This window comes from Pseudomonas sp. MDT1-16, from assembly GCF_054898115.1.
In genome coordinates this window covers 1,495,785-1,515,075 of sequence record NZ_CM142717.1, presented here as the reverse complement: position 1 = coordinate 1,515,075, position 19,291 = coordinate 1,495,785, and the positions used below count along the sequence as shown (strand labels likewise).

Genomic DNA, 19,291 nt, shown 5'->3' with positions numbered 1-19,291 from the left:
TCGAACCGGTGGCTGTCGAGCCGCTCGTGTGTGCCTGACCATCAAGGTCAGGCGGGAACGGAGCTTCCCCAGGCGGGCATTTGTATATCGAACGATCTGAGGGGAGACCCTAATGAATTACAACTGGGACTGGAGCGTGTTCTTCAAGTCCACCGGCGTGGGCAGCGAGACGTATCTCGACTGGTACATTTCCGGTTTGGGCTGGACCATCGCCATCGCCATCGTGGCCTGGATCATTGCTTTGACGCTGGGCTCAGTTCTGGGCGTCATGCGCACCGTACCGAATCGCATCGTGTCGGGCATCGCCACCTGCTACGTCGAGCTCTTTCGTAACGTGCCGCTGCTGGTTCAGCTGTTCATCTGGTACTTCCTGGTGCCCGACCTGCTGCCACAAAACCTGCAGGACTGGTACAAACAGGACCTGAACCCGACCACCTCGGCCTTCCTCAGCGTCGTCGTGTGCCTTGGCCTGTTCACCACCGCCCGTGTATGCGAACAGGTGCGCACCGGCATTCAGGCGTTGCCGCGCGGTCAGGAATTTGCCGCTCGCGCCATGGGCTTCAAGTTGCCGCAGATCTACTGGAACGTGCTGCTGCCCCAGGCTTACCGGATCATCATTCCGCCGCTCACCTCGGAATTCCTGAACGTGTTCAAGAACTCGTCCGTGGCCTCGCTGATCGGTCTGATGGAGTTGCTTGCGCAGACCAAACAGACCGCCGAGTTCTCCGCCAACCTGTTCGAAGCCTTCACCCTGGCGACCCTGATCTACTTCACGCTGAACATGGGCCTGATGCTGCTGATGCGCATGGTCGAGAAGAAAGTCGCCGTACCGGGCCTGATCTCCGTAGGGGGTAAATGATGGAATTCGACTTCTCGGGCATCATCCCCTCCCTGCCGGGCCTGTGGAACGGCATGGTCATGACCCTGCAACTGATGGCGCTGGGCGTGGTCGGCGGGATCATCCTCGGCACGATCCTGGCACTGATGCGCCTGTCCCACAGCAAATGGCTGTCGAACATTGCCGGCGCCTACGTTAACTACTTCCGCTCGATCCCGCTGCTGCTGGTCATCACCTGGTTCTACCTGGCGGTGCCGTTCGTACTGCGCTGGATCACCGGCGAAGATACACCGATCGGCGCATTCGCCTCGTGCATCGTGGCGTTCATGATGTTCGAAGCGGCGTACTTCTGCGAAATCGTCCGGGCCGGCGTGCAGTCGATTTCCAAGGGCCAGATGGGTGCTGCCCAAGCCTTGGGCATGACGTATGGCCAGATGATGCGTTTGATCATCCTGCCGCAAGCGTTCCGCAAGATGACCCCGCTGCTGCTGCAACAGAGCATTATTCTGTTTCAGGACACCTCGCTGGTCTACGCGGTCGGTCTGGTGGACTTCCTCAATGCCTCGCGTGCCAGTGGCGACATCATCGGCCGCTCCAATGAGTTCCTGATCTTCGCAGGGCTCGTGTACTTCACAATCAGCTTTGCCGCCTCGCTGCTGGTCAAGCGTCTGCAAAAAAGGTTTGCCGTATGATCTCTATCAAGAATGTCAACAAGTGGTATGGCGACTTCCAGGTACTGACTGACTGCAGCACCGAGGTCAAAAAAGGCGAAGTGATTGTGGTGTGCGGGCCGTCCGGTTCCGGCAAATCCACCCTGATCAAATGCGTCAATGCCCTGGAACCGTTCCAGAAAGGTGACGTGGTGGTCGATGGTACGTCCATCGCCGACCCGAAGACCAACCTGCCGAAACTGCGTTCGCGCGTCGGCATGGTGTTCCAGCATTTCGAACTGTTCCCGCACCTGACCATCACCGAAAACCTGACCATCGCGCAGATTAAGGTGTTGGGTCGCAGCAAGGAAGAAGCCACCAAGAAAGGCCTGCAATTGCTTGAGCGCGTCGGCCTCTCGGCTCACGCCCACAAGCACCCGGGCCAGCTCTCCGGTGGCCAGCAACAGCGTGTGGCGATTGCCCGCGCGCTGGCGATGGACCCGATCGTCATGCTGTTCGACGAGCCGACTTCGGCGCTGGACCCTGAAATGGTCAACGAAGTACTCGACGTGATGGTGCAATTGGCCCACGAAGGCATGACCATGATGTGCGTGACCCACGAAATGGGCTTCGCCCGTAAAGTGGCGGACCGGGTGATTTTCATGGACCAGGGCAAGATCATCGAAGACTGCAAGAAAGAGGACTTCTTCGGCGACATCACCCACCGCGCCGAGCGTACGCAGCATTTTCTTAACAAGATTCTGCAGCACTAAAACGGTACTGCTCTTTCAGGAGCAGGCTTGCTCTTGTGGCGAGGGAGCAAGCTCCCTCGCCACAGGTTCCGCGTTCGATTGGAAACCAGAGCAAACCCGTTTGCCATGCTGGTTGACCCAAGGCATCTGTGATGAAATGCGACCCCTCTCTCTATCGCGCCGCGCCGCCATCACTCGCCGTGAAACCCCGTCTGATTCGCCATCTGTTCCTCCCGCCGCTGGTCATCGCCCTGATGATCGGATTGGGTTACATCGGCTTCTGGGTCAGTGAACACTACGGAATTCGCAGCCTCAGCGAGAACGGCCAGCGTCAGCTCGAATTGCACGCACGTGCCGTCGAGAGCGAGATCAGCAAGTACACCTACCTGCCCAGCCTGCTGGAACTCGAATCCAGTGTCTCAAAGCTGTTGGCCGACCCGTCACCGGAACACCGGCAGACGGTCAATGAATACCTCGAAGGCCTGAACCGGCGCAGCCGCAGCCGGGCGATCTATGTGATGGACACCACCGGTCGCGTCATGGCCACCAGTAACTGCCGCGATGTCGACAGTTACCTGGGCGAAGACTTGTCCTTTCGCGCCTACTTCCAAAACGCCGTGCGCGGTCAGCCGGGGCGCTTCTATGGCATCGGCAGTACCAACGGCGAGCCTGGTTATTATCTGGCCCATGGCCTGGAAGAACACGGCAAGATCATCGGCGTCGCGGTGGTCAAGGTCCGCCTCGAAGCCATGGAAGAGCGCTGGCAGCGTGCGCGGCTGGAAGCTTTCGTCAGCGACGAGAACGGCATCATCATTCTGTCCAGCGATCCGGCACGGCGCCTGAAATCGGTTGTGCCGCTGAGCGACGAGACCAAGGAAAAACTGGCCCGCAGCCTTCAGTACTACTGGTTTCCACTGAACGAACTGCAGCCGCTGGCCCGGGAACAACTGGCCGAAGGTGAGGAAAAACTGACGTTCCCCGCCAACAGCGAACTCGTGTCCGATGAAGAGAACATCAGCTACCTGTCGCAAACCCGCCCATTGAGCGATACCCCGTGGAATTTCACTTTGCTCACGCCCCTGCAGGATTTGCGGCGTGAAGCGATCAATCAAGGGATTCTGGTGGCGGTAGCGTTTGCTCTGGTGGCATTCCTGCTGATCGCCTGGAACGAGCGGCGCAAGGTGATCGCCACGCGCTTGGCCGCACGGGAAGCCTTGCAGGAAGCCAACAATCAACTGGAGCGTCGGATTACCGAACGCACCACCGATCTGCGCGCGAGCAACGAACGACTCAAGGGTCAGATCCGCGAACGGCGTCTGGCCGAAGAGACGCTACGGCGCGCCCAGGATGAACTGGTGCAGGCCGGAAAGCTCGCAGCCATCGGCCAGATGTCCACCAGCATCGCCCACGAATTGAACCAGCCACTGGCAGCGCTGCGGACGTTGTCCGGCAACACCGTGCGTTTCCTTGAGCGGGGCCAGTTGGACGTTGCCAGCACCAACCTCAAGACCATCAACGAACTGATCGACCGTATGGGCCGGATCACCGCCAGCCTGCGTTCGTTCGCTCGCCGCGGTGACGACAAAGGTCAGGCCAGCCTCTGCAAAGCGGTGGATGCAGCCTTGCAGCTGCTCTGTGGTCGCGTGGAAAGCGCTCATCTGCAACTGCACCGAGACTTCGCCGATCCCCAGGTGCAGATCGACCAGACCCGCCTCGAGCAGATTCTGGTCAACCTGATCGGCAATGCCCTCGACGCCATGCAGGCGCAGCCGCTGCCAGAATTGTGGCTCGAAGGCGAAGAGTTCGATGGCAAGTATCGCCTTCGTGTACGCGACAACGGCCACGGCATCGATGCCGAAGCACGCAAACATCTATTCGAACCGTTCTTCACCACCAAACCCGGCGAACAGGGCCTGGGCCTCGGCCTGACCCTGTCAGCGAGTCTGGCCGCTGCCACCGGCGGTCATCTGGGTGTCGAACACCCGGCCAGCGGTGGTACCACCTTCGTCCTCAGTTTACCGTTGGTAAGCCCCACTCACGCCGAGCCAATATGAACAACGACCTTAGTGTGCTGATCGTCGAAGACGACCCCCATGTGCTGCTCGGCTGCCAACAGGCGCTGACCCTGGAAGACATTCCCTGCGTGGGCGTCGGCAGCGCCGAAGAAGCGCTGGAGCGGGTCGGCGACAATTTTGCAGGCATCGTCATCAGCGACATCCGCCTGCCGGGCATCGACGGCCTGGAATTGCTGACCCGACTCAAGGCCCGCGACCGCAGCCTGCCGGTGGTACTGATCACCGGCCACGGCGACATCTCCATGGCCGTCGGCGCGATGCAAAAAGGCGCCTATGACTTCATGGAGAAACCCTTCTCCCCCGAACGTCTGGTCGACGTGGCGCGCCGTGCGCTGGAGCAACGCAGCCTCGCGCGGGAAGTCTCTTCGTTGCGTCGGCAACTGGCGGAACGGGATTCCCTCGAAGGCCGGATTATCGGCCGCTCACCCGCCATGCAAAACCTGCGGGAATTGATCGCCAACGTCGCTGATACGTCAGCCAACGTGCTGATCGAAGGCGAGACCGGCACCGGTAAGGAGTTGGTCGCGCGTTGCCTGCATGACTTCAGTCGACGGCACTCCAAACAGTTTGTCGCGCTGAACTGCGGTGGTCTGCCGGAAAACCTGTTCGAAAGCGAAATCTTCGGTCATGAAGCCAACGCCTTCACCGGCGCCGGCAAACGGCGGATCGGCAAGATCGAACACGCCGACGGTGGCACGCTGTTCCTCGACGAAGTGGAAAGCATGCCGCTGCCGCTGCAAATCAAACTGCTGCGGGTGTTGCAGGAACGCACCCTCGAACGCCTCGGCTCGAACCAGAGCGTGGCAGTGGATTGCCGAGTGATCGCGGCGACCAAGTCCGACCTGGATGAGTCGAGCAAGGCTGGCGAGTTTCGCAGCGACCTGTATTACCGCTTGAACGTGGTGACCCTCGAACTGCCACCACTGCGCGAACGACGCGAAGACATCCTGCAATTGTTCGAACACTTTCTGCAGCAGTCGTCCCTGCGCTTCGACCGCGCGGTGCCGGACCTGGACAACCAGACCCTGTCAAATCTCATGAGCCACGACTGGCCGGGCAACGTGCGCGAACTGCGCAACGTCGCTGAGCGCTTTGCCCTCGGCCTGCCGGCCTTCAAGAAGTCCGGCGCCAGCGGTAGCAATCAGGGCCTGGCCTTCGCCGAAGCGGTAGAAGCTTTCGAACGCAACCTGCTCAGCGATGCCTTGCAACGCAGCGGCGGCAACCTGACCCAGGCGAGCCTGGAACTGGGCATGGCCAAGACCACGCTGTTCGACAAAGTGAAGAAGTACGGGCTGAGTCACTGATGGACCTGATTCTCAAAGCAACCCTGGGCGCGGCCGTGGTGGTGATCCTCGCCGCGCTGGCCAGGACCAAAAACTATTACATCGCCGGATTGGTGCCGCTGTTTCCGACCTTTGCGCTGATTGCTCATTACATCGTCGGCAAGGGGCGTTCGCTGGAGGACTTGAAGACCACCATCGTGTTTGGGATGTGGTCGATTATTCCTTACTTCATCTATCTGGCGACGTTGTATGTGATGGTGGACCGGATGCGGTTGGAGGCTTCGTTGGCGGTGGCGGCGGTGGCTTGGTTGATGGCGGCGACTGTGCTTGTCAGAGTTTGGGTTCGCCTCCACGCCTGACCACATTCCCCTGTGGGAGCGAGCTTGCTCGCGATAGCGGTATATCAGTCGACCTCCATGGTGACTGTCAGTCCGGCATCGTCGGAACGCTGGAGCGAAGCGAGAGCTCGCGTAACGTCCATGAGTGGTAACTGCATTTTGGGACGCGTCTGACATCAATTCGTTTGCGCCCTTGTTAGCGTTGCACTGAACCCGGCTCCAGGACGTTCTGTTGTGATCAGGCCTTGGAAGGCCTTTCACACGTGTTGCATCAACGTTCCCGAGCCTGTGCCACGTCACCAGACAAGGAACACTGGATGTTTGACGCTAACCCACACGCCCGCTTCAGCCTCACAATCAACAACTTTAAACATGACCTTCAGGTGCTCAGGTTCACCGGCAAGGAACTCATCAGCCAGCCTTACGCCATTGATGTCGAACTGGTCAGCGAAAGACCGGACCTGGACCAGGAAAGCCTGCTGAATAGACAAGCCTTCCTCGCCTTCAACGACGCTGGCAACGGCATTCCCGGGCAAATTCATCGCATTTTTCAGCAATTGACCGTCCCGCAGATCATTGCGCAGGTACTAAAAGACCACGGCATTTTCAGCAGCAGCGAAATCGAGATCGGTGGTACTCCCGTGCCCGGGGCAGCCACATCGTTATCAATGCCTTGGTCAGTTGATGGCTTGTCTGCGCCACCCGAACTGCCCCCAGTGATCGCGCCCTCCCAGGGCGCGTTGATGGCGGCCAGCAAATTGCTCGGCGCGGATTTCTGCCCGATCTGCGAGGCCTGTCGAGAGGGTATCTGCCTGACGGAAGGAACCGTCGCATGGTCGACGCACTCCCCCGCCAATGGATGACCGAACAGCGGCGCTTTGGCCATGAATTATGTGGGATGCTGGATTCAGAGAATGAGCGCGAAATCCGACAGTTATTGTTGAATTCAAGCCGCTTCGACCAACACCTGAGTGTTTACGGCGCAACCCTGGTTGCCGACCTGGGAGATGCCGGGCCGTTCGTCTTCACCTTCGATCAACCCGATGACAAACGCATCGGCGAATTGCTCAAGAAACCGGAGCGTCACTGGGGTTGGCTCGCCAGCCTTCAAAAGGGTGACCTCCCCCAACTGGTTAAACACTGGCAGGAACGGTTGATCATCGGTGCGCGCCCTCATCAGGCGTTGTACCGCTTTCACGACAACCGGGTATTGGCCCGCGCTCTGGAGCATCCGCCCGCAGAGGCTTATCCGGCCTAGCTCGGGCCGGCGATCAGCGTGTGCTACTGGCAAGGGACTCGCTGGGAATGTGCCGACAACCCCGCTCCCGGCCAGTATCCGGTGCCAGACCAACCGCTCTGGCACCAAGTGCCTGTATCCGATCAGCAGGCCATGGAGATTCGTCTGGCCAATGCTCACCGCTATCTGTTGGCTGAACAGGCGCAAGCCTACGCCAAACTCGCCGAGCGCAAGGATCCTGAGGCGCGGCTGCGCGACCGGGGTTGCTGCCTCGCGTTCACCGCAGGCTGCCACTGGCCAGCGGAACACGTTCACCTTCACCGCTGATTTGCCGCTCAACTTTGCCTACATTGCAGCGGTTTACTACGTGCCCGCGAAGGGTGAAACCTGCACCGTTGAAACAAGGGATAACTTAGCGCCCGTTTTCAATAACGAATGGCGAAAGGAATACAAACCCGATTCTGAAATCACTATTCGCAGAACTCAGAAAGGCTGCCCATTGGTGGTCAGTCGTATCAAGTTGGAAATCAACTCGGCTTATGGAAAAACCTGGAGAGATGCAAGTGGGGATGCCGCCAGCGTGGTGAGGAAAGGCAGGGCTGGGCTGGGGAGATACGTGGGTCAAAGTGCCCGGCGGCTGGAAGCGTTGCATGGGCAAAAGCTTTGAGGATCAAGACGCGTATTGCTTCGATAATCACACCGATTTCAGCACCTTCAAAATGGTGGATGGGCGCACCTGCACTATTTACCCCGGCTGCACGGAATAAGGAGATTTTGACATGACGTCATTGGAAAAGGATTTGGCATTAAGCTTGAGCAGTCGCGTGCTCACCTGCCCTGACGAGTACTACCGATACCCAAGCCTTCATCACGCACAACGACGAACTGATCCTGATTGCGGTACGTGGCACCTTCGAACTCGTCGCCGATGGCTTGCGCGATGCCGATGCGTTTCAAGTGCCGTTTGAAGACACCGACAACAAAGTGCATCGTGGTTTCTACGAAGCCGCGCAGAAAGCAGCCATCTTTGTCGTCAGGTATCTGGATAAATTCTACGCAGGGCGAAAGCTCATGATTTGCGGCCACAGCCTGGATGGCGCAGTGGCGTTGTTGCTTTCGGAAATGCTGCGTCGCAGTCCTGAAGGCTACAACATCCAGCTCTACACCTACAGCGCCCCCGCGCCGGTGACGCCAACTTCGCAAAAGGCGCGGCGCCGCTGGTGCATTACCGCATGGTCAACCACAACGACCCGGTTCCGAGCGTCCCCGGCAGCAGGATGAACACCAAAGCCGGTGTTTTCGGGGCGGGGGCGGCGCTGACCTTTGTCAACGTACCCGCCGGCCTGTCGGTGTTTGTGGCGGGCATTACCAACTGGACGGGCGAGCTCTACGAACACCACGGCACGTTGCGCAGTAAACGACGTGACCTGCTGGGGCGCCCGGATGCTTATGTGCGCACCCAAAAGCGGACGCTCGATGCGATCAATCATGAGATCGATAAGGTACAAACAACACGCACTCGATTGGCGCCCCTTCGGCACCGGAGCGTTAGCGAACAAGATGTTTACGGGCTGCTTTCAGAACAACCTGAACAACTGGCAGAAAACCTGCCGCGCTGGCAGGCACATCCAGAAAATCAGGCCACTGAGCAGTTGGCCATGGCACCAAAGAGCACGAACGATGACAGCCGCATACTCTCGATTTCGATTCGATCAGTTAAACGATTGTGGCGAGGGAGCAAGCTCCCTCGCCACAGGCTTCCTACTGTGCGTAAACCTGCTGCAACTGCGCTTGCGTCAACGCATCCTCAAACGGTACCGGCACCGATTTCACCGCGCCGTAGAGATTGCGATAGCGCCAGTAGTTGCCGTTGTTGGCCAGTTGATAACCGCGCTCGACCACGCGCTGGCCATCGAGCACATAACGCAAGGTTTCCTGCGCGGCTTCCGGCGGTGCCGGTTGCATCAGGTCGGTGGCCAGCACGCGCATGGATTCGTCGATGCACTCGTCGAGCACGGCCGTGACCTTCGCCAGATCCAGGCTGCCGTCGTCAATGCATTGCTTGCCGCAACGCCGGATCGGCTGGCTGGCCACTTCGATGCGCATGCGGTACAGCGCTGAACCGGCAATGTCCTGGACCTGCACCTGATTGATCAGCAAAAAACTGCCGCGATCAGCCGTCAGCACCAGCTTGGGTTCAATCACCAGACGCGCGGTGACTTGCCCCTCCCCTTGCTTCAGCCCGGCCATTTGCGAAGCCTGTTGATAGCGCTGTTGCAGACGTTCCTGCAAAGGCACGCCGGCAAGCAGATCGGCCATCGGGCGCGAATCCTTGAGGGCAGTCTTTTCCGCATCGCGCTGCAAGCTGCCACTGCCCATTTGGGTGTTGATCAGGCTCGCCACCAGCAAACCGGCCAACCCTGCCGCATTGGAACCCGCCACCAGGTTATGACTCGACGAAGCCGCCTTCTGCGCCGCCTCGGCGTCAATCACCGTGCTTGCACCGACAAACGCCTGTGGCAGCTGCATGTCCACTTTCAGCCCATGAGCCTGGACGTAGGACCCGGCACTCTGCGACTTGAAACCGGCCTCGGGCGCCGGTTTCTGCGCGCAACCGGCGAGCATCAACAAGGCCAGCGCGCTGGCCCCCATGATCGGGCACTTCATTGCTCGAACGGCGTGATCATTTGCTGACGGCTATTGTCCATGGCCTGGTAGAAGGCATTGGACAGGTTGGTGTAGGTCGGCTCATCCCACTCGCCCTGGGCGGCTTGCACCGCGGCAAAGGGTTTGAACCACAGCAGTTTGTTGTCGACCAGATCGACCACCATGCCCTGCCCGCTCACCTGTGCCATCGGAACGCTGGTCGGCACAAATCCGTAGTAGCTGCGGGTAGCACCGGTAGCGAAGACATTCACCAGCAACAGACGATCGACACCGTAAGCGCCCTTGATCGGCGTCAGGTCACGGCCCGTATACCCTTCACGGAAACTGGTTTCCTTATAGACTTTCAGGTCAACCGGCTCGTTGATTCGCTTGACCTTGTAGCCCTTGGCTTGCAGCTTGGCGACGATGATATCCGGCAAAGTGTTCAGGTCGCGCACTTGCCATTTTTCGACGTTGTCACTGAGTTTGCTGTTGACGCCCCGATTGATCGCGTAATCGAGCATCCCCTGTTGACCGGTCAGCGCCAGCACCGGCGCCGGCACCACAGTGATGGCCACGCCGATGGTCGGCTCTTTGGCATCCCAGAATTGTTTATCCAGCGGAACAGGCGGTTGAATGTGGGCGCAGCCAGTGAGGGTCAGGCAGGCGAGCAAGGTCAAGGCTGAAAAAGTGCGTAACGCGTGAAAGGTCATGGATCAAATCCCTATGATTTAAGAACGGTGCTGCCTGTGTCGGCAGCAACGGCATAAACAATAGTGGCATATTGACACTTTTCTGACGACTGAATTTCGTCAGTTCACCGTTCCCCCCTTCACCTCGCTCATGATTTGCCGAATCGCCCCGACAAAGGTCTCCACCGGCTGGCCACCGCTGACTGCGTATTGCCCATTGAACACCACGGTCGGCACCGAACTGACACCTCGCGACAGCCACAACTGCTCTTCCTCGCGAACCTCTTTGGCGAACTCGTCCGACGCCAGAATCGCCTCGGCCCGCTGCCGATCCAGCCCAACGCTTTGCGCAATCTGCGCCAACTGACCAGGGTCGGACGGATTACCGCCATCAGTGAAATACGCCTTGAACAGCGCTTCTTTCAAATTGAACTGCAACCCTTCCAGCCCCGCCCAGAAAAGCAAGCGATGGGCATCGAACGTGTTGTAGATGCGGCTGTTGCCGTCTGTGCGAAAGGCAAACCCGACCTCGGCACCGCGCGCGCGGATCATCTCGCGATTCTTCTGCGATTGCTCAGGTGTCGAGCCGTACTTCTCGGTGATGTGTTCGGTGATGTTCTGCCCTTCAGGCGCCATCTTCGGGTTCAGTTCGAACGGCTGGAAACGGATCTCGGCCTGCACCTCGTCGCCCAGCAAATCCAGGGCTCGGGTCAGGCCGTAGAGGCCGACAACGCACCAGGGGCAGGACACATCGCTGACGAAATCGATTTTCAGGGGGGTACTCATCACACACCTCGCAGGCTTGGATTGCGCCGGAAAGTTTGAACGATACACCCGAAAGACCTACAGCAGGTTCGGTGCCGCCACCGGATCAATCTGCGCCCAATGCGAGGTGTCTTCGCGGTGGGCCTGCAAGTACGGCAACACCGCCGCCAGCAGCGGCGCCTTGAACGCCTCCTGGAAACGATGCGCCAGCCCCGGAATCAGCTTCAACTGACTGCCGCGGATATGCGCCGCCAGGTGTACGCCGTGCATCACCGGCAACAGCGGGTCGGCGGTGCCATGCACCACCAGCGTCGGTACTCGCAATTGATTGAGTAGCGCGACACGACTGCGCTCGGCGAGAATCGCCATGATCTGGCGCTTCACGCCTTCGGGGTTAAATGCACGGTCATAAGAGAGCGCCGCCTGATGCAGCAGCCCCTGCCGATCATCGCTCACCGTCGGGCTGCCCAGCGCCGCCAGCAAATCGGCTTGTTGTTCCAGCGCCACTTCGCGATTCGGCGCGCCGCGTCGCGACAACAACTGCACCAACGCCGCACTCGGCGCCGGCAAGCCTTCAGCCCCGGAGCTGGTCATGATCAAAGTGAGACTTTCCACACGCTGCGGCGCCATAGCCGCCATATGCTGGGCGATCATCCCGCCCATGCTCGCGCCCAGCACGTGGAATTGTTCAACGTGCAACGCATCCATCAGGCCAAAGGCATCGTCAGCCATGTCGGTCAGGGTGTACGGCGCCGACACCGGCAAACCGAGTTTGTAGCGCAGCACTTCGAACATCAGGTTGGCGTCGACGGGCGCTTGCCGCCAGGTCGACAGGCCGACATCCCGATTGTCATAGCGAATCACCCGAAACCCCTGCTGACACAGCGCGACCACCACCTCATCCGGCCAGTGAATCAACTGACCGCCCAGGCCCATCACCAGCAACAACGCGGGGTCGGACGCACGGCCGATGCTCTGGTACGCCAGGCTCACCTGCGCCAGATCGACATGCTTGGTCGGAACATTGATATCGCAACGAGACGCCGCCAGGGACGGCAAGCCAAACAACAGCGCGGCCAGGAAAACCGCTGTCGAGAAAAATCGTGCACACATGAAAAAACACCGAAACGCAAAACCCCAGTAGAGCGCGAGTCTGATGAAGTTTGTTCAAGCGCGCTGCCACAGTTGCGTGACAGTTTGATGAAGAGTGCTGAACGGTCGTATTTGCACAGAAGATCGTTCCCACGCGCGGGAACGATCAGATCAAATCAGGCCAACTGACTGCGCAATTGCCGAGCCGCCGCCACCATGTTCACCAACGCCGCCTCAGTCTCAGGCCACGCCCGAGTCTTCAACCCGCAATCCGGATTAACCCACAACCGCTCGGCTGGAATCCGTTTCACCGCTTTGCTCATCAACTTGACCATTTCGGCCGTGTCCGGCACCCGTGGCGAGTGGATGTCATAGACCCCCGGGCCGATGTCGTTCGGGTAGTCGAACGCTTCGAAAGCCTCCAGCAATTCCATGTCCGAACGCGAGGTTTCGAGGGTGATCACGTCGGCGTCCATGGCCGCGATGGACTGGATCACGTCGTTGAATTCGCTGTAGCACATGTGGGTGTGGATCTGGGTTTCGTCCCGCACACCGGATGCGCTCAAGCGGAAGGCTTCCACCGCCCAGTCGAGGTATTCCTGCCATTGCGCACGGCGCAGCGGCAAGCCTTCGCGGAAGGCGGCTTCGTCGATCTGCACGATTTTGATGCCGGCGGTTTCCAGGTCGACCACTTCGTCGCGCAGGGCCAGCGCCAACTGCTGCGCCTGGATTTTGCGCGAGACGTCTTCACGGGGGAACGACCACATCAGCATGGTCACGGGACCGGTGAGCATGCCCTTCATGACCTTGTCGGTCAGGCTCTGCGCGTAGGTGATCCAGTCGACCGTCATGGCGGTCGGGCGGCTCAGGTCACCATAGATGATCGCCGGTTTAACGCAGCGCGAACCGTAGCTCTGCACCCAGCCGAAACGGGTGAACAGGTAGCCGTCCAATTGCTCTGCGAAGTACTCGACCATGTCGTTACGCTCGGCTTCACCGTGCACCAACACGTCCAGTCCCAGGCGTTCCTGGACTTGCACGGCATGGCGGATTTCGCTGTGCATGGCGTCGGTGTAGTCGTTGGCCGACAGCTTGCCTTGCTTGAACGCTTGCCGCGCCAGACGAATCGAACCGGTCTGCGGGAACGAGCCAATGGTCGTGGTCGGGAATGCCGGCAGTTTCAACCGCGCACGTTGCTGCTCGATGCGTTTGGCAAACGGCGAATGGCGTTGGCTGTCCGCTGCGCCGATGGCAGCGATACGCGCCTGAACTTCGGCTTTATGGATACGCGGTGACTCGGCGCGGCTAGCCTGAATCGCACGACTTTCGGCCAGGGCGGCTTGCACTTTGGGCGATTGCGGGTCGTTCAGGGCATCGCGCAGCACGGCGATTTCGCCGCACTTTTGTACGGCGAAAGCCAACCAGCTTTTCAGTTCAGGATCGAGTTTGTCTTCGCGATCCAGATCCACCGGGCTGTGCAGCAGCGAGCAGGAACTGCTGACCCACAGGTTGTCACCAAAACGCTCCTGGGCCGGTTGCAGTTGCGCGAGGACTTGCTCCAGCTCGCAGCGCCAGACGTTGCGGCCGTTGACCAGACCCACCGAGAGAATCTTGTAAATCGGCAGACGGTCCAGCACCTGGCCGAGCTGATCCGGGGCGCGCACGGCATCGATGTGTAAACCTTGTACCGGCAGGCTGACCGCCAGGCCGAGGTTGTCTTCCAGACCACTGAAGTAGGTTGCCACCAGTTTTTTCAGCGGCGAGTATTGAAGGATGTGATAGGCGCGTTCGAAGGCGTTTTTCCAGGCCTGTGGCAGGTCAAGGGTCAGGATCGGCTCGTCAATCTGCACCCACTCAACGCCTTGAGCGGCGAGGCGACCGAGGATTTCGCCGTAGATCGGCAGCAGGCGTTCCAGTAGGTCGAGTTTGTCGAAGTCGTTGCCTTTGGCTTTGCCCAGCCACAAGTAAGTCAGTGGGCCGATGATCACCGGTTTGACGTTGTGGCCGAGGGCCTTCGCCTCGTCGACTTCGTCGAACAACTGTTCCCAGCTCAGCTTGAACTGCTGGTCAGCGGTGAATTCCGGGACCAGGTAATGGTAGTTGGTGTCGAACCACTTGGTCAGTTCCTGGGCGTATTGCGCTTTGCTGTGTTCGCCGCCGCAGCAGGCAGCCGTGGCGCCACGGGCCATGGCGAACAGGGTGTCGAGGGTCGGCAGGCCGCGTGAGTTCTTGGCGCTGTCGAAACGCTCGGGGATCACACCGAAGGTCAAGGAATGGGTCAGAACCTGGTCGTACCAGGCGAAGTCGCCCACGGGCAGCAGGTCGATACCGGCGTCTTTCTGCAATTGCCAGTGGGTGGCGCGCAGTTGGCGGCCGACGCTTTTCAGCGCGTCCTGATCCAGATCGCCCTTCCAGTAGGATTCGAGGGCTTTTTTCAGTTCGCGGTCAGCGCCGATGCGCGGAAAACCAAGTGTGTGGGCCAGAGCCATGGTGAATTTCTCCCTATATAAGATGGCCCTATTGTCGACAGCCAACCCAACATGAGACAAACTCAACCTTTTCGTGTTGATCACAAGTTTTCCTCATGGAGCCCCCCGGTGCTTGAAATCCGTCACCTGAAGACCCTGCACGCCTTGCGCGAAGCCGATAGCCTGGTGGATGCGGCCGACCGCCTGCACCTGACGCAGTCCGCCCTGTCCCATCAGTTCAAGGAGCTTGAGGAACGGCTGGGGATGCCGCTGTTCGTGCGCAAGACCAAACCGGTGCGCTTCACCAGCGCGGGTTTGCGACTGCTGCAACTGGCCGACGCCACCCTGCCGTTGCTGCGCGGTGCCGAGCGCGATATCGCGCGGCTGGCCGGTGGCACCGCGGGGCGTTTGCACATGGCGATCGAGTGCCACAGCTGCTTCCAGTGGCTGATGCCGACCATCGACCAGTTCCGCGATGCCTGGCCGGAAGTCGAACTGGACCTGGCCTCAGGGTTCTCCTTCGCCCCTTTGCCTGCGCTGGCCCGTGGCGATCTGGATTTAGTGGTGACCTCCGATCCGCTGGAACTGGCCGGGATCACTTACGTGCCGTTGTTCACCTACGAAGCGATGCTCGCGGTGGCCAACCAGCACCGTTTGGCGAGCAAGGCCTACATCGTTCCGGAAGATTTGCTCACCGAAACGCTGATCACCTACCCAGTGGAACGTGATCGGCTGGACATCTTCACCCGCTTCCTCGAACCGGCCGATATCGAACCGGCGCAGGTCCGCACGTCGGAACTGACGGTGATGATGATGCAATTGGTGGCCAGCGGTCGCGGCGTGTGCGGCATGCCCCATTGGGCGCTGCATGAATATAGCTCACGGGGTTACGTGAAGGCCAAGCGGCTGGGCGAGAAGGGTTTGTTTGCGACGCTGTACGCCGGGATTCGGGCCGACATGCTGGATGCGCCGTATATGCGCGATTTTTTGCTGACGGCCAAGGACACGTCGTTCTCGACATTGGATGGTGTCAGCGCAGTGCGCTGATCAGTCGAGGGTGCCCCCAAATGCGATCTGTAGCAGCTGGCGAAGCCTGCGTTCGGCTCGGGCCGAACGCAGGCTTCGCCAGCTGCTACAAAGTGACCGCATGTCTCAGGTCAGGCGGTGATCTCCCGCCACATATGGATCTTGTCGAAGTAGTCCTCGCCCACCCGCACCGCCAAAGGTTCGAGGCCAAACTGGATAAAGCCGCAACGCTGGTACAGGTTGAACGCGGCTTCATTGCCAGCGGTGACGGTCAGCTGGATCAACCGCAGGCCCTGACGGATCTGCGCCTCAGCCAGGACGGCCTGCACCAGGTGATAACCGAACCCGCGTTGCCGGACCTTGCCGGACACGTACATGCCAAACAATGTCGCCTTGTGCCGAGCCTTTTCCCGAGGCTCGAAGGCCAGGCCGACGATGCCCGCCAACTCACCGTCTTCGAACGCGCCGAACACCACGTCCAGCTTGCTGGTCAGGCGTGATTCCCACCAACTCAGCGGCATCACCGCGCGTTCGCGCACGCTGGAGGTAAACGCCTGGGGGTGCAGGTCGTAGGCTTCGAGCATCAGCGCCCGATAATCCAGGGCATGACTGGCATCAAGCCGCTCAATCCACATGTTCAAGCCGTCCGTCGTTGTTCAAGCATCAGTCGCACCGCCAGCGCCGACAGTACGAAGCCCATGAAATAGCGCTGCACCGCCAGCCAGGTCGGGTTGTTGACGAACCAGGAGGCGATGCCCGCGGCGAACAACGCGATCAGCAGATTGACGGTGAAACTGACGCTGATCTGGGTCAGGCCCAAAATGATGCTCTGAGTGAACACCGCACCGTGCTCAGGAGTGACGAACTGCGGAAACACCGATAAATAAAACACGGCGATCTTCGGGTTCAGGGCGCTGGTCAGAAAGCCCATGGTGATCAATTTACGGGACGAATCCGGCGGCAACTGCTGCATCTCGAAGGGTGAACGCGCACCCGGTTTGACGGCCTGCCAGGCCAACCACACCAGGTACAGCGCGCCGGCCCACTTCAGCACTTCGTAGGCCATCGGCACCGCCAGAAACACGGCGGTCAAACCGGCAGCGGCCGCGAACAGGTGCACGAAAAACCCCGCGACCACACCGAGCAAGGAGGTCACCCCGGCCTTGCGCCCCTGGCAGATCGAACGGGAAATAAGGTAGATCATGTTCGGCCCCGGCGTCAGCACCATCAGCAACGCAGCAGCGGCAAAGATCAGCAAGTCTTGAAGCGGAATCATAGGCAGTCCTGGCTCTTATAAAACGAGCGTTGCGCAAATGTTCAGGCGGTCGGCAACGAAGCTCGATAAAACGGCAGGATCAGGTCCCGTGTCAATGGCGCCAGCGTGACATCGCCGTCGGTGGCCGGGTCGATCCAGCGCACCTCTTCAATCTCCGCCGCAGGCGCTACCGCTGAATCGATGGTCAGCTGAAAGAGTTCGGCCTGGACGACAAAACCCGGCTCGTTGGCGGCCGGTGCAGAGAATTGTCCGAGGTAGGTGGCGTGTGCCGGATCGATGACCAAGCCCAATTCTTCTTCCAGTTCACGGGCCAGGGCGTGGGCAGGCTGCTCATGGGCTTCGATCTTGCCCCCCGGCTGCATGAACGCCTCGGTGCCGCGCTTGCGGACCAACAGTGTGCGACCGTCCGGGCCGATCAACAGGGCGGCGGCGATGCGGATGAGACGGGGCGAGGCGGCGGATGAAAGCGTCATGGTTCAGGATTGGCCTTGAGGAAAAAGCGCAAGGATCACATGGCCGCCGCAGCTTCGTCACCCCGCAAAGATCACATCCTGCGCCAACATCTATGTCGTTGCACGCTCCAGCAGCGCTGTCTCCTCTTCTTCTGGCACCTTTATAAAAATGCTGTACTTCGCGCCCTCCATGGCTTCGAAGGCGATCAACTTCTCTACCAGCGGCCCGTTCAACACCTTGCCGGCATTGAGCAGCAGCATGCCGTTATCGGCATTGAGGTTGCGCGCCAGGATCATGCCCGCCGCCACTTCCCGTGTGGTCAGCACCTTGACCGACGGATCGGCCAACGAGACATCGCTCAGATACGCGGCACAGACCTGGATGAAATCTTCCACCAGTTCGGGATCGTAGAGCCGCCCGGCATAGCTGCGGATGTAGACCAGCGCCTCATCGCTGTTCATCTGCCGCTCGAGGATCAGTCCGCGCTGCAACTCGATGAAATCCACCGCCAGTTTCAGCAGGCGCGAACCGAACGGAATCGCCTCGCCCTTGAGCCGGTCGGGGAAACCGCTGCCATCCCAGCGCTCCTGATGATGAAGAATCAGACGGGCGGCGTCCTTCATCGGGTCGAGGGTCATCAATAGCGATTCGCTCTGCTTGGGATAACCGCGATAACGCTCCCGATCATTGTGGTGCAGCAGGTCCGCGGACGCGGTGATCATGCTGTCGGTCCAGCTCAGCTTGCCGATGTTGTAGAGCGCCGCGGCCATGGCCAGGTCGCGGCTCGTGCCCTCGTCCAGTTCGTGAAGTCTGCAAAACACCCGCACCAGTTCGATGATCTGGCGGTTAGTCTGTTTGGCCGGTGGCAAGCGCAAGTTGGCCAGCAGCGAGAACACCTCGGTGCCGGTGACATAGCTGCGCTTGAGCTCTTCGTAGGCCAGGTCGAGCATGTCGGCAGTCTGCTGGAGTTCGGCGGTACGGGCGGCGACGTGTTTTTCCAGGGTGATGTTGAGCGACTTCAACTGATCGTTCTGCAGCCGGGTCAACTGCTCCAGGCGCTGACGTTCGCGCTCGGAATATTGATGAGCCAAGGCCTGGCGCAAGGTCAGGAGCATTTCCTCGTCGTTCCAGGGTTTGCTGATATAGCGGTGAATCTTCCCTTCGTTGATGGCTTTGATGATCGTCGGCATGTCCGCGTAGCCGGTGAGCAGAATCCGGGTGGTCGTCGGGTAAAGCTGATGGATGTGAGCCAGCAGCGTGGCACCGTCCATGTTAGGCATGCGTGCGTCGGTCATCACCAGGTCGATGGAGTGTTGCTCCATGATCTCCAGCGCCTGGGCACCGCTGGTGGCCAGCAGCAATTCGTAGGGCTGGCTGCGTAACAGACGACGCAGGCTGTTGAGGATTGACTCCTCATCATCGACCAGCAGCACCTTGGGTTTATCGTACAAAGTCGTGGGGAGTTGCTCTTCCATGGCGTCACCTCAAGTAAAACGGGCACATCGTTGTGGTAGGACCCGGGACAAACATCCCCTATTGCCGGAGCCTGACCTACAGGCTAGATGATTTTCACCCCCCCCAAACGGAAATGAATCAGCTCATTGAGTTGCGCGAAGTGCTGGACAGCGGACTATGCTCAAGTGACTCGGATCCATAATCTGTACGTTCGGCCAGGTGATCAGGGAAAGGATGCCCCCTAT

At 59.7% G+C, this 19,291-nt stretch carries 18 protein-coding genes and 2 pseudogenes; 11 read left to right on the top strand and 9 right to left on the bottom strand.

Translation table 11 applies throughout. From position 1 onward, the window contains the following. Nucleotides 1–112: 112 nt before the first annotated feature. From ACYZT3_RS06765 to ACYZT3_RS06720, 10 genes and pseudogenes are all read left to right on the top strand, one after another. Nucleotides 113–859 carry an amino acid ABC transporter permease gene (locus tag ACYZT3_RS06765; protein ID WP_462031763.1) on the top strand — a complete coding sequence of 249 codons (747 nt, stop codon included), beginning with the start codon at nucleotides 113–115 and terminating at the stop codon, nucleotides 857–859. Continuing rightward, complete coding sequence (locus ACYZT3_RS06760; protein ID WP_282375349.1) at nucleotides 859–1,530, top strand: amino acid ABC transporter permease; 672 nt, start codon at nucleotides 859–861, stop codon at nucleotides 1,528–1,530. Before ACYZT3_RS06765 ends, ACYZT3_RS06760 begins: the two co-directional genes overlap by 1 nt. Beyond that, nucleotides 1,527–2,261, top strand: a complete 735-nt coding sequence (locus ACYZT3_RS06755) for an amino acid ABC transporter ATP-binding protein (protein WP_109634476.1) — start codon at nucleotides 1,527–1,529, stop codon at nucleotides 2,259–2,261. The genes ACYZT3_RS06760 and ACYZT3_RS06755 overlap by 4 nt, the downstream gene beginning before the upstream one ends. A 131-nt stretch (nucleotides 2,262–2,392) precedes the next feature. Continuing rightward, on the top strand, nucleotides 2,393–4,294 hold the full coding sequence (gene aauS, locus ACYZT3_RS06750; RefSeq protein ID WP_462031762.1) for a two-component sensor histidine kinase AauS: 1,902 nt from the start codon (nucleotides 2,393–2,395) through the stop codon (nucleotides 4,292–4,294). Beyond that, nucleotides 4,291–5,619: a two-component response regulator AauR gene (gene aauR / locus ACYZT3_RS06745; protein WP_462031761.1), complete on the top strand. Its 1,329-nt coding sequence runs from the start codon at nucleotides 4,291–4,293 to the stop codon at nucleotides 5,617–5,619. Before aauS ends, aauR begins: the two co-directional genes overlap by 4 nt. An 8-nt stretch (nucleotides 5,620–5,627) precedes the next feature. Beyond that, entirely contained in the window at nucleotides 5,628–5,957 is a 330-nt protein-coding gene (locus ACYZT3_RS06740; protein ID WP_462032343.1) for a GlpM family protein, read from the top strand. A gap of 296 nt (nucleotides 5,958–6,253) precedes the next feature. Next, a complete protein-coding gene (locus ACYZT3_RS06735) occupies nucleotides 6,254–6,799 on the top strand; it encodes a hypothetical protein (protein WP_462031760.1) in 546 nt (181 codons plus the stop codon). After that, the gene (locus tag ACYZT3_RS06730) at nucleotides 6,769–7,194 is read left to right on the top strand and encodes a DUF4123 domain-containing protein (protein WP_282375345.1); all 426 of its coding nucleotides are present in this window, start codon (nucleotides 6,769–6,771) and stop codon (nucleotides 7,192–7,194) included. Before ACYZT3_RS06735 ends, ACYZT3_RS06730 begins: the two co-directional genes overlap by 31 nt. Nucleotides 7,195–7,326: 132 nt before the next feature. Further along, nucleotides 7,327–7,940, top strand: a pseudogene (locus ACYZT3_RS06725) (hypothetical protein). Between the two features lie 79 nt (nucleotides 7,941–8,019). Then, a pseudogene (locus ACYZT3_RS06720) lies at nucleotides 8,020–8,876 on the top strand (lipase family protein); the annotation flags it as partial. Between the two features lie 58 nt (nucleotides 8,877–8,934). Here the strand turns inward: ACYZT3_RS06720 and ACYZT3_RS06715 are convergent. From ACYZT3_RS06715 to metE, 5 genes are all read right to left on the bottom strand, one after another. Continuing rightward, nucleotides 8,935–9,840 (bottom strand): hypothetical protein, encoded by a 906-nt coding sequence (locus ACYZT3_RS06715; protein ID WP_462031759.1) that lies wholly within the window; start codon nucleotides 9,838–9,840, stop codon nucleotides 8,935–8,937. Beyond that, nucleotides 9,837–10,532, bottom strand: a complete 696-nt coding sequence (locus tag ACYZT3_RS06710) for a hypothetical protein (RefSeq protein ID WP_282375343.1) — start codon at nucleotides 10,530–10,532, stop codon at nucleotides 9,837–9,839. Before ACYZT3_RS06710 ends, ACYZT3_RS06715 begins: the two co-directional genes overlap by 4 nt. A gap of 99 nt (nucleotides 10,533–10,631) precedes the next feature. Next, nucleotides 10,632–11,297 (bottom strand): DsbA family oxidoreductase, encoded by a 666-nt coding sequence (locus ACYZT3_RS06705; protein WP_462031758.1) that lies wholly within the window; start codon nucleotides 11,295–11,297, stop codon nucleotides 10,632–10,634. A gap of 57 nt (nucleotides 11,298–11,354) precedes the next feature. Beyond that, nucleotides 11,355–12,389: an alpha/beta fold hydrolase gene (locus tag ACYZT3_RS06700; protein WP_282375341.1), complete on the bottom strand. Its 1,035-nt coding sequence runs from the start codon at nucleotides 12,387–12,389 to the stop codon at nucleotides 11,355–11,357. 155 nt (nucleotides 12,390–12,544) lie between these two features. Beyond that, entirely contained in the window at nucleotides 12,545–14,857 is a 2,313-nt protein-coding gene (gene metE / locus ACYZT3_RS06695) for a 5-methyltetrahydropteroyltriglutamate--homocysteine S-methyltransferase (protein WP_282375340.1), read from the bottom strand. Between the two features lie 108 nt (nucleotides 14,858–14,965). Between metE and metR the strand changes: the two genes are divergently transcribed. Continuing rightward, on the top strand, nucleotides 14,966–15,883 hold the full coding sequence (gene metR, locus ACYZT3_RS06690) for a transcriptional regulator MetR (RefSeq protein ID WP_131060908.1): 918 nt from the start codon (nucleotides 14,966–14,968) through the stop codon (nucleotides 15,881–15,883). A gap of 110 nt (nucleotides 15,884–15,993) precedes the next feature. Here metR and ACYZT3_RS06685 read toward each other — a convergent pair whose 3' ends face one another. The 4 genes from ACYZT3_RS06685 to ACYZT3_RS06670 form a co-directional block, all read right to left on the bottom strand. Further along, nucleotides 15,994–16,497: a GNAT family N-acetyltransferase gene (locus tag ACYZT3_RS06685; RefSeq protein WP_282375336.1), complete on the bottom strand. Its 504-nt coding sequence runs from the start codon at nucleotides 16,495–16,497 to the stop codon at nucleotides 15,994–15,996. Between the two features lie 2 nt (nucleotides 16,498–16,499). Then, the gene (locus tag ACYZT3_RS06680; RefSeq protein WP_462031757.1) at nucleotides 16,500–17,138 is read right to left on the bottom strand and encodes a LysE family translocator; all 639 of its coding nucleotides are present in this window, start codon (nucleotides 17,136–17,138) and stop codon (nucleotides 16,500–16,502) included. A gap of 41 nt (nucleotides 17,139–17,179) precedes the next feature. Then, the gene (locus tag ACYZT3_RS06675; RefSeq protein ID WP_462031756.1) at nucleotides 17,180–17,611 is read right to left on the bottom strand and encodes an NUDIX hydrolase; all 432 of its coding nucleotides are present in this window, start codon (nucleotides 17,609–17,611) and stop codon (nucleotides 17,180–17,182) included. 90 nt (nucleotides 17,612–17,701) lie between these two features. After that, nucleotides 17,702–19,066, bottom strand: a complete 1,365-nt coding sequence (locus ACYZT3_RS06670; RefSeq protein WP_282375316.1) for a response regulator c-di-GMP phosphodiesterase, NosR family — start codon at nucleotides 19,064–19,066, stop codon at nucleotides 17,702–17,704. Nucleotides 19,067–19,291: the final 225 nt, after the last annotated feature.